Annotated in this window: 10 protein-coding genes; 6 read left to right on the top strand and 4 right to left on the bottom strand. The window is 38.7% G+C overall.

All coding sequences use genetic code 11. The features are described from left to right. Positions 1-12 precede the first annotated feature (12 nt). The 3 genes from kdpB (at position 13) to ANA_RS06365 (ending at position 4,140) form a co-directional block, all read left to right on the top strand. Positions 13-2,112, top strand: coding sequence for a potassium-transporting ATPase subunit KdpB (kdpB, locus tag ANA_RS06375; protein ID WP_015079233.1), 2,100 nt, complete (start codon positions 13-15; stop codon positions 2,110-2,112). A gap of 157 nt (positions 2,113-2,269) precedes the next feature. Then, positions 2,270-2,869 (top strand): K(+)-transporting ATPase subunit C, encoded by a 600-nt coding sequence (gene kdpC / locus ANA_RS06370; protein ID WP_015079232.1) that lies wholly within the window; start codon positions 2,270-2,272, stop codon positions 2,867-2,869. 119 nt (positions 2,870-2,988) lie between these two features. Beyond that, a complete protein-coding gene (locus ANA_RS06365; RefSeq protein WP_015079231.1) occupies positions 2,989-4,140 on the top strand; it encodes an anhydro-N-acetylmuramic acid kinase in 1,152 nt (383 codons plus the stop codon). A gap of 197 nt (positions 4,141-4,337) precedes the next feature. Here ANA_RS06365 and ANA_RS06360 read toward each other — a convergent pair whose 3' ends face one another. The 4 genes from ANA_RS06360 to ANA_RS06340 all read right to left on the bottom strand — a co-directional run bounded on the left by ANA_RS06360 (position 4,338) and on the right by ANA_RS06340 (position 8,710). Next, positions 4,338-4,535 carry an NblA/ycf18 family protein gene (locus ANA_RS06360; protein WP_015079229.1) on the bottom strand — a complete coding sequence of 66 codons (198 nt, stop codon included), beginning with the start codon at positions 4,533-4,535 and terminating at the stop codon, positions 4,338-4,340. Between the two features lie 1,225 nt (positions 4,536-5,760). After that, positions 5,761-6,489, bottom strand: coding sequence for a Stp1/IreP family PP2C-type Ser/Thr phosphatase (locus ANA_RS06350; protein ID WP_015079228.1), 729 nt, complete (start codon positions 6,487-6,489; stop codon positions 5,761-5,763). Positions 6,490-6,510: 21 nt separating this feature from the next. Then, positions 6,511-8,196, bottom strand: a complete 1,686-nt coding sequence (locus tag ANA_RS06345; RefSeq protein WP_015079227.1) for an ABC1 kinase family protein — start codon at positions 8,194-8,196, stop codon at positions 6,511-6,513. Between the two features lie 190 nt (positions 8,197-8,386). Further along, complete coding sequence (locus ANA_RS06340) at positions 8,387-8,710, bottom strand: DUF6825 family protein (protein ID WP_015079226.1); 324 nt, start codon at positions 8,708-8,710, stop codon at positions 8,387-8,389. Positions 8,711-8,944: 234 nt separating this feature from the next. Between ANA_RS06340 and ANA_RS06335 the strand changes: the two genes are divergently transcribed. From ANA_RS06335 to ANA_RS06325, 3 genes are all read left to right on the top strand, one after another. Beyond that, positions 8,945-11,947 carry a type ISP restriction/modification enzyme gene (locus ANA_RS06335; RefSeq protein WP_015079225.1) on the top strand — a complete coding sequence of 1,001 codons (3,003 nt, stop codon included), beginning with the start codon at positions 8,945-8,947 and terminating at the stop codon, positions 11,945-11,947. 109 nt (positions 11,948-12,056) lie between these two features. Further along, positions 12,057-12,716, top strand: coding sequence for a Uma2 family endonuclease (locus ANA_RS06330; protein ID WP_015079224.1), 660 nt, complete (start codon positions 12,057-12,059; stop codon positions 12,714-12,716). 217 nt (positions 12,717-12,933) lie between these two features. Then, a complete protein-coding gene (locus ANA_RS06325) occupies positions 12,934-13,536 on the top strand; it encodes a hypothetical protein (RefSeq protein ID WP_015079223.1) in 603 nt (200 codons plus the stop codon). Positions 13,537-13,563: the final 27 nt, after the last annotated feature.

The following is a 13,563-nucleotide window of genomic DNA, read 5'->3' as shown; positions in this document are numbered from 1 at the left end:
AATTATCAATATATGAACTCAAACGGAAATAACTCTAATTCTAAAACACCCCGTCCTCGTTATCGCCGTAAGAAACTTAGGAAAACGCGAGTAACTAACAAAGGACTGTATTTTCGGGCAATAGGCGATGCTTTTAGGAAACTGTATCCCCAATATGCCATTAAAAATCCGGTAATGTTTTTGGTATGGATAGGAACAATTATTACTCTCTTCCTAACCATTTATCCCGAATTATTTGGACCAACAAATCAAAAAAATCCCTATCTGTTTAATGGGCTATTAACAGGAATTTTATTTTTCACAGTTCTATTTAGCAACTTTGCTGAAGCCGTAGCGGAGGGACGAGGTAAAGCCCAAGCTGACACTTTACGTTCCACCCAGTCAGCCACCAGCGCCAAAACTATCAGCGTTAACGGCACAATTACAGAAGTTCCCTCTGGCAGTTTGAAACAGGGCGATACTATATACGTCGTTTCCGGTGATATTATTCCCGCAGACGGTGAAGTAATCATGGGTGTCGCGTCTGTGGATGAATCAGCGATTACAGGCGAATCTGCCCCAGTTCTCAAAGAATTTGGTTCAGATGTTGCTAGTTCAGTTACAGGTGGTACACGCATCCTTTCCGATGAGTTGATTATTCGCGTCACGGCTGAACCAGGTAAAGGCTTTATTGACCGGATGATTGCCTTAGTGGAAGGAGCAGAACGCACTAAAACACCCAATGAAATTGCTTTAACAGTATTATTAGCGGTTCTGAGTTTAGTATTTTTATTCGTAGTAGCAACCCTGCCCGCCTTTGCCTACTATGTGAATAGTCCTGTTAGTGTGCCGGTTCTCATTGCTCTCTTGGTAGCACTTATACCCACAACTATCGGCGGTTTGCTGAGTACCATCGGCATTGCCGGCATGGATAGAGTGGCACAATTTAACGTCATTGCCACTTCTGGCAGGGCAATAGAAGCCTGTGGAGACATCAATACTCTCGTTCTTGACAAAACCGGGACAATCACCCTTGGCAATCGTTTAGCAGAAGAGTTTATTCCTATCAATGGCCACTCAATCACAGAAATTGCGAATGTGGCTTTGGCAGCTAGTATCTTTGACGATACTCCCGAAGGTAAATCTATTGTCCGACTGGCAGAAAAGTTAGGTGCAAATTTTGATTTAGACCGCAAACGAGCACAGGGGGTAGAATTTTCGGCAAAAACCCGCATGAGTGGCACTAATTTACCTGGTGGTAGGGAAGTGCGGAAGGGCGCAGTAGGAGCAATTAAAGGCTTTGTCCTCTCTCGTCATGGACAGGATACCCCGGAATTAGATGTTGCTTATGAACAAGTTTCTCATCAAGGCGGTACACCTTTAGCCGTATGTCTCGATCATGAAATTTACGGTGTTATCTATCTCAAGGATATTGTGAAACCTGGTATCCGCGAACGATTTGACCAACTCCGACGCATGGGAGTCAGGACAATCATGCTCACGGGAGATAACCGAATTACTGCTTCTGTGATTGCTAAGGAAGCTGGAGTAGATGAATTTATTGCTGAAGCGACACCAGAAGATAAAATCAGTGTGATTCAACGGGAACAGGCTGAGGGTAAAATTGTAGCGATGACGGGGGATGGAACTAATGATGCTCCAGCTTTAGCACAGGCTAATGTAGGTGTGGCGATGAATACGGGAACGCAAGCAGCTAAGGAAGCGGCTAATATGGTGGATTTAGATTCTGATCCCACCAAATTAATTGATATTGTGAGTATTGGTAAGCAATTGTTAATTACTCGTGGGGCATTGACAACGTTTTCTATTGCTAATGATATTGCTAAATATTTTGCGATTATTCCGGTACTTTTCACTGCTGCTAATTTAGAAAGCTTGAATATTATGAAGTTGAGTAGCGTTAATTCGGCTATTCTTTCGGCATTGATTTACAATGCTTTAATTATTCCGGCTTTGATTCCTCTAGCATTAAAAGGTATTCAGTTTCGACCTTTGACTGCTAATCAACTTCTGCAACGGAATATTTTGATTTATGGCTTAGGTGGGGTAATTGCTCCATTTATTGCGATTAAATTCATAGATATGATGATTACGTTTGTGGGTTTAGCGTAAACAATTAAATCAATAGGTAATTTTGGTAATTCTTGCCTTTTGCCTTTTGCCTTGCTATAACGACAATTTTTAACGCCAACCTACTTAAATGTTGTTTTACATAAAGGGAACGGTAGAGTCATAATTCACAAATTAAAATAAAATTCAAGATTAAATTATGTCTATTATTCGAGAAATTATCAAAGCAGTGAGAATAACTTTAGTAATGTGGTTATTAACCGCAATTATATATCCTCTTTTTGTGTTGTTAGTAGGTCAGTCAATTTTCCCAGTTTCAGCTAATGGTAGCATGATGTTAAATGTCAGAGATCAACCTATTGGTTCAAGTTTGATTAGTCAAGGATTTACATCAGACCGTTATTTTCATGGTCGTCCGAGTGCTGTTAAATATAGCCAAGGTAGAAAAGCTCAACCGACTGGTATCTCTGGAGGCAGTAATCTTGCTCCGACTAATCCAGCACTCAAGGAACGGATTCTCAAGCAAGCAGAAGAATTTCAGAATGAGAATAAACAACCTGTGGCCGATTTGATTTATACATCAGGTTCTGGTTTAGATCCCCATATTTCTTTGAAAGCAGCACGACAACAGATAGAAAGGGTAGCACAAGCGCGGGGGATTAGGGAGGATGACATCATTCCGTTAATTAGTAAGTATATTGATGGGAGATTTTTAGGCGTTTTTGGGGAACCAGGGGTAAATATTTTACGCTTAAATTATGCTCTGGATTTGCAAGATATGAATCGTCAGCAAAATTAGTTAGTTATACTTTATAAGGTCATAACTTGCGTTTTTAGATCCATATACCCTTTTTGTTTTGACATGGGTAATGGGATCAATTACACTACGATCGCAAATCCATAAGAGTATTTGAGTCAATGCAACGGACTCGCGTAATTGGTTTAATGAGTGGTACGTCTGTAGATGGGATAGATACCGCTTTAGTCGAAATTTCTGGCAGAGAGTTGGATCTGAAGGTGAAATTACTCGCAGGGGAAACATATCCCTACCCCCCGCAACTCAGAGAACATATTTTAGAGCTTGGGGCTGGTACTGCTGTATCCATAGCCGAATTAGCAGCAATAGATGATGCCATCGCTCGGAATTTTGCTGAAGCTGCTCAACATATTCAAATTGGTCATCAAGGAGCTACCTTGATTGGTTCTCATGGTCAAACTGTTTATCATCGTCCACCCCAGGGATTAGGAGAACTAGGTTATAGTTGCCAACTAGGTCGGGGGGCGTTGATAGCCCATCTCACTGGTATTAATACTATAAGTAATTTCCGAACGGCAGATATAGCTGCTTATGGTCATGGTGCGCCCCTTGTTCCGAAAATAGATGCCTATTTACTCAGTCATCCCCAGGAAGAGCGTTGTATCCAAAATATTGGTGGTATTGGTAATGTCACTTGTCTCCCCGCCCGTAGTGATGATTGGTTGTCGCAAATTCGCGGTTGGGATACAGGCCCAGGTAATAGCCTATTGGATTTAGCTGTGCAACATTTTACAAATGGGGCTAAAAGCTATGATGAAAATGGTGATTGGGCTGCTAGTGGTACACCCTGTTACCCCTTAGTAGAACAATGGCTCAGTCACGAATATTTCCATTTACCACCGCCTAAATCGACTGGACGGGAGTTGTTTGGTGTCACTTACTTGTATGATTGTTTAGAGAATGCCCAAGCCTACCAACTCAATTCCGCAGACTTTTTAGCAACCATTACAGAATTGACAGCAGCTTCTATTGTTTATAGTTATGACACTTTTCTCTCCAGAAGACCACATCGGGTATTATTATGTGGTGGTGGTAGTCGCAATATTTACTTAAAAAATCGGCTAGAGTTACTGTTAGGGAATGTTCCAGTTTCAACTACAGACGAGTTTGGCTTAAGTGCGGCTTTTAAAGAAGCGATCGCCTTTGCCGTTTTAGCATACTGGCGGAACATCGGTATTCCTGGTAATTTACCCGCCGTTACAGGAGCATCTCAAGAGATGCTTTTAGGGGAAATTCACGGTAAATATAGCTAATTAACCCTAAATTTGCCACACTTCCTCTTAAAATAAGTAGGTTAGCATTGAAAATCGTCGTTATGGCACTAGGCAAGAGGCAAGAGGCAAGAGGCAAGAGTGGGGAAGTTAGAAGGAAGTTAGAAGAAAATCAACATCCCCAGCTTTTTTTCCTATTGAGAAATGAGTCCCAAAAGCAGAGTTAATAGTAAATAACTCTATGCCATATTCGCACCTGAGTCTAGACCCCAGCTATGTTTAAGCATTTCTTGATAAGTTGCTTCACGCACAACCATCTGCTCATAAAGCTTGACTAAAAAATCTTGAGCTTGTTCGTGGCTCATGTGTTGGACTTGTGTGGCAAAGGAGCGAATGCTAAATTGCTGTTCCAAAGATAGTTCAGTTCCTTGATTCATAAAACCTCGCGGTAAGTGGGAAACTCAGCGTCTAAAGACGCTGAGAGGGAAGCGACACTATGGCTTACGCCACGCTTCGCTATCGACAAGCTCAGTGACCGCACGAGCGGTTAAAACCGCTGTGGATGTTAAAATTGAAACCAGATTTTTGATTGGAATCTGGAAACCAACTCCCATTTCTGGGGTAATGTTAGCCTTGACCTGTTATAAGAGCTTGTTAGGCTGAAAGCACTGTTCCAGTGACCTTAGAACTGTTTAACTTACAGCGACAGAGCGGGAAACTGGCTACGCATTTCGAGGTGTCGTGACTCAAATAACGGCTACCCTTAGACTACCCTTAGGGTGGTCTGGTCAGTACAGCTTGCAAGAAATTGCAAGCTCAGTCCCTTTAGGGCTGGGTTACTGACAATCAACTCCAAAACAAACAACGTGTAAAATCGAAATTGATCACAGAATTGAAAACTTGGAAGTTAGCGGTTAAAAGTAAAATCGGCTTTTGCTGATTACTTAAATTCTTTACTTCCTTTGATTGCAATCTGCTTAATTACGTCAAATTCCTAATAAGCAATTCCTGGGCTAGATTTTGCCTGACATTTATTTCTCTATATTAAGAAAGATAACAAGTGTTTGACAATTTGCCCATCTTTTTGAATTTATTTTTTCTGAGGTATGAATTGGTAATGAATCTACTGGTATAGGAATCAACTCCACTGAAAGCGGGTTTGTCCAAATTGGCATAGTTTAATTTTGGTGAAGATTCTTTAAGTAGCAGTAGTTATGGAATGAGAAATCGAGAGGAAGACCAGTTTGATACTTGGTTTTTATCTAGATTCTCTGATTGATTAACCCTTTATTTGCTGTTTATTTAAGACACACTACAAAGTAGGATATGTCAATTGTGGAAATTATAGAAATTTAAGCTCCTGTGGTAATTTCTGGAGATTAAAAATATTTTTATCAAATTGTTAATATAAAAAATGCTCAATTTGAACAAATCGTTAAGTATATTTACTTTTTTTAGGGAACAGGGAACAGGGAACAGGGAACAGGGAACAGGGAACAGGGAACAGGAAACAGGGAACAGGGAACAGGGAGCAGGGAGCAGGAAACAGGGAACAGGGAACAGGGAACAGGGAGCAGGGGAGAAATTCCATTCTCTATTCTTCAATTTCTTTCTCCTGAACTCCTGAAATCCTGACTCCTGACTCCTGACTCCTGACTCCTATTAGGTTTCTACAGACACAAGGACGACGGTAATATTATCGTGTCCACCTTGTGCTTTGGCGGCTTCAACTAGGTCATGAGCAGCTTTTTCTAAAGAAGGTGTATCCCTGATGTATCCAAGAATTTGTGGATTTATAAGTTCTTCTGTAAGTCCATCACTACAGAGCAGTAAGCGATCGCCATTTTCCAGAGTTAGTTGCTGAATATCAATGTGGTTGAGGTCTTCTCTGCCTAAACAACTGGATAAAACATGACGATAGGGATGAACCCTAGCTTCATCAAGAGTAATATCACCGATTTTCATGGCTTTGGCAATCCATGTATGGTCTTCTGTAATTTGTTGTAATTGTGATTCTCGCAGACGGTAGAGACGGGAATCACCAACATGACCGCATACAGGTAATTCATCTGGACGGATAACTACTACTACGGCTGTCGTTCCCATATCAGCACGTTCAGGATGATTGTGCTGATCTTGAACTATGGCTTTATTTGCAGTGGATAAAGCTTGTTCTAGGAGTTTTGAGGAAGATTCGGGGGATTGCCAATTTTGCTCTAGATATGCACAAATTTCGGCAGTAGCGATGCGACTAGCCTCTTCTCCTCCTGCATGACCACCCATACCGTCAGCAACTATAAAGAATCGCCCTGTGGGATCAATATAGTAGGAATCTTGATTATAAGCACGAATAAGCCCCGGATCTGTACAACCGGTAGATTCAAGTTTCATAGATTTTTCGTGAACAATTAATTAATACATCCGATCATAACGGTCGAGGCGTAAAAGCAACCGAATCAGCATGAATGAAACTGATGCGGCAATTAAACCAATAAAGCTTGCTAACCAGACATAATGGCTAACTAGGAGAATTGTGCCGGCAATTGTAAAACCACTGATAATAAGAGCATAACTTATTGCCAGTTGTATATTACTCTGTCGCCGGATCAGGCGTTCAGTTTCGACGGAGCGAACTCGCAGCCGGATATCACCACGTTCTATTTTATCTAGGGTATCTTCTAATCTTCGTGGTAATCCTAAAGCAGTGCTACTGACTTGGACTGCTTGACGACTTAATTCATTCAAGAAACTATTCCCCTCAGAACTACTGTTATCTGTCATAAGCTGCATTGCATAAGGCTGGGCAACTTCCATAAAGTTAAATTCTGGATCTAGACCTTTACCAACGCCTTCGAGGGTAGAAAAGGCACGCATGACGAAGGTAAAAGTGGCTGGAAATCTAAATGGTTGATCATAAGCGAGTTCATACAAGTCTTCACTGATGGCTGCCACTGATTGATTTTCAAAGGGCTTATCCATGAAGTGATCCAGCATAAACTGGACTGAACGACGGACTGGTCCCATGTCATCAACTGGGGCAAGCGCTCCTAAATCAACTAGAGATTTTACCACCCGATCGCCGTCTTTTTGGGCGATACCAAATAACGTTTCCATTAATCCTTCGCGGACATTGGATTTAATTGTTCCCATCATCCCGAAGTCGTAGAAAATCAAAGCCCCGTCGGGACTAACTGCCAGATTACCGGGGTGGGGGTCAGCGTGGAAGAAACCATTGTTGAGAAGTTGATGAAGATAGGCTTGTGCGCCATAGCGAGCGATCGCTTTTCTATCTACACCCGCAGCATCTAAAGCATCATACTGACTAACTTTAATCCCCGGCACATACTCCAAAGTAATTACTCTAGAAGTAGCATAACGCCAATAAACCCTCGGTACTTTCACCCAATCATAAGGGCGGAAATTCCGGCGGAAAGTATCGGCATTGCGTCCTTCATTCAGATAATCAATTTCTTCCCAGAGAATGCGACAACATTCTTCATATATACCCATCCAATCTCTGCCGCGTCCCCATTTGGGATGATTTTGAAAATAGCGAGCAATACCTTTAAGAATGCCTAAATCAATTTCAAACAGCTTTTTGAGTCCTGGACGTTGGACTTTGACAACTACGGACTCACCAGTATACAAGGTGGCCTTGTGGACTTGACCCAAACTAGCAGCAGCGAGGGGAACAGGTTCAAAATCTTGGAAAAGTGTGGGAACAGTCTTACCTAATTCCTGCTCAATAATTCCTTCTACCTGTTCATAACTAAATGCTGGGACTCTATCTTGTAACTTAGATAACTCCTCCACATATTCAGCAGAGAAAATATCCGCACGAGTCGAAAACAATTGTCCAATCTTAATAAAAGTCGGACCCAAATCTAAAAACGTGGTTCTAATCCAGATTGCTTGGGCTTTACGTCTAGCTGCTTGCTTAGATTCTGTTACACCACCGGAGTAACTCCAATCTTTGTTATAGCGCCAAATTTTGAACATCAAGGTCAAGACAAAAGACCAAATATCCACAAAGCGGCGTTTGCTAGAGTATTCTTCCCGATTCCAACGGTATGCTTTGTCTGAGTAACCTTGTTCCATATTTTTCTTATACCGTCGGGTTGTTGCGGAGGCAGGGAGTAAGGGAGGTAGGGGAGGTAGGGGGGCAGGGGGGCAGGGGAGAATATTTTTTCACATTACCAATTACCAATTACCAATTACCAATTACCAATTACCTATTACCCATTACCTATTACCCATTACCTATTACCCATTACCCATCACCTATTACCTATTTTGCAGCATTGCGATGCTTCTGCAATTCACTTCTTAATAGAGCGATTTCTGCCCTTAATTCGTCAATTTCTGTCTGTAAGTCTACTGGATCTCCACCAGATGAACTATTACCTGTGGTTGTACCAGTTGCAGACGATTCCGCTGCTCGATTAGCTCGTGCCATCACTTCTTCTGTAAACTGGCGTAGTTGCTCTTTAGTTTCAGCATCAAATTTGCCTAGTTCACTCAAAGCATCAGTCAAGGCGACTTCTACGCGCTCATTAATCACTTCAGCGACTGCTCTGCCTACGAAAAAGGCTTGCACAAGGGGATTACTCATAAATTTTTGTAAAGTTGCTCCGCAAAAAGAATTATAACCTGTATATAGCCCGTAATGCTTCTATCTGAAAGTTTTCTGAGGGGAATACAGTCACTGTGGAAACATGGCATTAACTGTCTTTACATTAGCGATCGCACAACTAAATCTACGTAGACAATGTAATAATATAGTAATATAAGTTGGGTGAAGTGATCGCACAACCCAACAAAACTTTTAATAATCCATTTTTTAATTATGTCTAGACTCCTGGTAACTCAATATCAAGCCGAAGTCGAAAAAATCATTCAATATGGTGGTTCTCGCAAAGAAACTTCTATTCGTGTGGCTTTTCAAAATCTCCTCAATGAATATTGCAAACCGAGAGATTTTTTACTGATTCCTGAATTAGATTATAGATTACCAAATGGTAAACTTGTTTATCCCGATGGCACAATTAAAGATGCTTTGCGGTTAGATTGGGGTTATTGGGAAAGCAAAGACCAATATGATAAATTAGATGAAGAAATAGAAAAGAAATTAAATAAAGGTTATCCCGATAGTAATATTTTATTTGAAGATTCCCAAACTGCGGTTTTAATTCAATCTAGCACAGAAACTATGCGGGTATCTATGCGCGACGCTGAGGCAGTAGATGGAATTATTACCAATTTTATTAATTATGTGCGTCCTGAAGTTAAGGATTTTCGGGAAGCGATAGAAATTTTTAAGCAAGATTTACCCACTGTATTAAATTCTCTCAGAGATTTGATAGATTGTCAAGGGGAAAATAACACATCTTTTCAAACTGCGCGGGATAAGTTTTGGGGAATTTGCAAAGAATCAATTAACCCAGAAATCAGTTTATTTGATATTCGGGAAATGATGATTCAGCATATTTTGACGGAAGATATTTTTATCAATATTTTTAATGAATCGCAATTTCACAGAGAAAATAATATTGCGGGAGAATTACAAGGGGTAATTTCTACCTTTTTTACGGGAAGCGTGAAGAAAAACACTTTGGGAACGATTGAAAGATATTATGCAGTTATTCGACGAACTGCGGCTAATATTTATAATCATCAAGAAAAACAGAAGTTTCTTAAAGCGTTATATGAGAATTTCTACAAAGCATATAATCCTAAAGCTGCGGATAGGTTGGGAATTGTGTATACTCCCAATGAAATTGTCCGGTTTATGATTGAAAGTACAGATTTTTTAGTTCATAAACATTTTGGGAAGTTGTTAGCAGATAAAGATGTGGAAATTTTAGATCCTGCGACGGGAACGGGGACTTTTATTACTGAGTTGATTGATTATTTACCAAAGCAGAGTTTAGAACATAAGTATAAACATGAAATTCATTGTAATGAGGTGGCTATTTTACCTTATTACATTGCAAATTTGAATATTGAATACACCTATAAGCAGAAAATGGGGGTGTATGAGGAGTTTGAAAATATTTGTTTTGTGGATACTTTGGATAATACATCTTTTGCGGGTAAGCAATTGGATTTGTTTGCTATGAGTGTGGAGAATACCGCAAGAATCAAAAGACAGAATGATAGAACTATTTCTGTGATTATTGGTAATCCTCCTTATAATGCAAAACAGGAAAATTTTAATGATAATAATGCTAATCGTTATTATACTGCTATAGATAAGTTAATTAAGGAATCTTATATTAAATATAGTAAAGCGCAGAATAATATTGTTGTTTATGATATGTATACTCGGTTTATTAGATGGGCTGCTGATAGACTAGGTAAAAATGGGATTATTGCGTTTGTTTCTAATAGTTCTTTTATAAATTCTATTGCTTATGATGGTTTTAGAAAAGTTGTAGCTAAAGAATTTAATGAAATTCATGTTATTGACATGAAAGGTAATGCAAGAACAAGTGGAGAAAGACGACGCAAAGAAGGTGGTAATGTCTTTAGTGATGAAATTAGAGTAGGTATAGCTGTTTATTTTTTAATTAGGAATGAAAACGCGGAAGGTTTCAAAGTTTATTATAATGAAATTGATGATTATACAGATTCAGATGAAAAGAAAAAATATTTTAGTTCCCAAAAATTTAGAGATTTAGGTTTTACTCATCTTAAACCGGATAATAATGGTAATTGGATTAATCAATCTGATAATGATTTTGATAGTCTTTTACCTTTAGTTGATAAGGATGTAAAAGCGGGTAAAGGAGAAGAAGCGGTTTTTAAGTTATTTTCTAGAGGTATAGCAACACAAAGAGATGAATGGGTTTATGATTTATCAGAAACTGCGTTAGAACAAAAAGTAAAATTTTTAATTGAAGTTTATCAAGAAACATTAAAAGATTCAAATTACCCGAACAAGGATACAATTAAATGGGATAGAGAATTAAATAAATATTTAGATAGAAGAATCAATAAAACTTTTCAACCTGAACAAATTATAAAAAGTTCATACCGTCCTTTTTATAATCAGTATTTTTACTTTGATAAGCATTTTAATGGAATGACTTATCAATGGTTTGATATTTTAAATGAAAACGATACAGAAAACAAATATATAGCTTTTTCAGCGTCAGGAAATACAAAACCCTTTCATTGTTTAGGTAGTAACACAATTATTGATTTACATTTAACCGGTGATTCTCAATGTCTCCCCCTCTACCGTTACGACAAAGAAGGAAAACGCATTGATAATATTACCGACTGGGGACTAAAACAAATTCAAACCCATTACCAAGATGAAACAATTACCAAAATAGACATCTTTCATTATACCTACGCAGTCCTACATAACCCAGCTTATCGCAGCAAATACGAACTCAACCTTAAACGCGAATTTCCGCGTTTACCCTATTATGAAAACTTCCAAAAATGGGTTAACTGGGGTAAACAACTCATGGAATTACATATTAATTATGAAACAGTCACACCTTATAACTTAACCCGTCTTGATATTCCTTTAAAAGACAATCAAAAAACACCCAAAGCAAAATTAAAAGCCGATAAAACCAAAAATAGTATTATCCTAGATGATGTTACTACATTAGAAAATATTCCGAAAATAGCTTGGGAATATATGCTGGGTAATCGTTGTGCGTTAGAATGGATATTAGATCAATATAAAGAAAAGAAACCAAAAGATCCCACCATTGCGGAAAAATTCAATACTTATCGTTTCGCAGATTATAAAGAACAGGTAATTGATTTATTAATGAGAGTCTGTACCGTGAGTGTGGAAACAATGAATATAATTAAAGAAATGGAATAATCATGTATTCTGGTAGGTTGGGTTTCAGTCAGATCCCCGACTTCTTAAAGAAGTCGGGGATCTTGTAATTCGATGCTATAATCAACAAATAACGACTTGGTGTCATATTATGATGATTACTCAAGAATTAGAATGTAGAGAAAACATCTCTCAAGATGTGATTTTTCCCCCCAGTGATTTATATAGTGATGAACCTCCCGTGGAAACAGAACTACATTTAAGACAAATAATTCTCCTTTTCAAATGTCTAGAATGGTTGTGGAAAGATAGATATGATTTCTATGCTGCGGGAAATCTCACCATTTATTATAGTCCTAATCAGAAAAAATCAGAATATTTCCGAGGTCCTGATTTCTTTGTTGTGCTAGGAACAGAACGCAAAACTCGGAAAAGTTGGGTAGTTTGGAATGAAGACGGTAAATATCCCAATGTAATTTTAGAAATTCTCTCACCAACTACAGCGAATACAGATAGAGAATACAAAAAAGAACTTTATCAAAATACTTTCCGCACACCGGATTATTTTTGGTTTGATCCTTATACACTAGAATTTGCAGGTTTTCATTTATTAGATGGAAAATATCAACCTCTAGAAGCAAATGAAAAAGGACATTTATGGAGTGAACAATTAGATTTATATTTGGGAATTCATGAGGGATTATTGCGGTATTTCACACCAGAAGGAAAGCTAGTTTTTACCCCTGAAGAAACCGCAGAACGTTTAGCAGCAAAATTGCGGGAATTAAATATAGATCCTGATACAATTTAATCTAAAATCAAATGTAGGTTGGGTTAAGCGATAGCGAAGCGCTCCGCAGGAATCGCGCAACCCAACAAAAGTTTTAATAATATGTTTTAATAATATGATGTTGGGTTTCGTTCCGATTGCTCCGCGTTCACGCAGTGTCCCGCAGGGATACGTTTACGTTCCACAACCCAACCTACGGAACTAAACTCTGTTTTTGTAGCAAAAATTAATTATAACTATGCCCTACAGTGATTTTACACTAAAAAAAGTCCGTCAGGATTTAGCGATCGCCATCCATGAAGGAGGACGGTTTTTTCCAGATGTGCCTGTTGTAAAACCTGATGATTTGCTACGTCAAGAACTAGAAGAAGGTTTACCATTGGTACTTGCAAGGGGTAGTGAAAAAGCCCGTTCTGAATGGATTATTAGCCCTGTATTAACAGCAGTTCGACGATTATTAGATCGTCAAATTAGCCTTTTTTCTGGAGAAGATTTTACCGTTGATTCTAGTATTGGACTCAATGGTATTTGTGACTTTCTGATTAGTAAATCACTAAGCCAATTAGAAATTCAAGCTCCAGTAGTTATAATTATAGAAGCAAAAAAAGAAAATCTTAATGGTGGTTTAGGTCAGTGTATTGCAGAAATGGTAGCTGCCCAAAAATTTAATGCTGCTAATAATGTCAACATTCCCATAATTTTCGGTTCTGTCACCAGTGGAACTACTTGGAAATTTTTAAAACTGGAGGGTAATTCAGTCACTATTGATATTACTGAATATCCATTGCCACCAGTTGAGCCAATTTTATCATTTCTAACATGGATGTTATCAGTAAATTAATATTGTATTTGCTGGATGTTTGAATTT

It is taken from the genome of Anabaena sp. 90, from assembly GCF_000312705.1.
Classification (GTDB): domain Bacteria; phylum Cyanobacteriota; class Cyanobacteriia; order Cyanobacteriales; family Nostocaceae; genus Dolichospermum; species Dolichospermum lemmermannii.
Note: the sequence above shows the minus strand (reverse complement) of the source record. Positions and strands in the feature narration are given on the sequence as shown.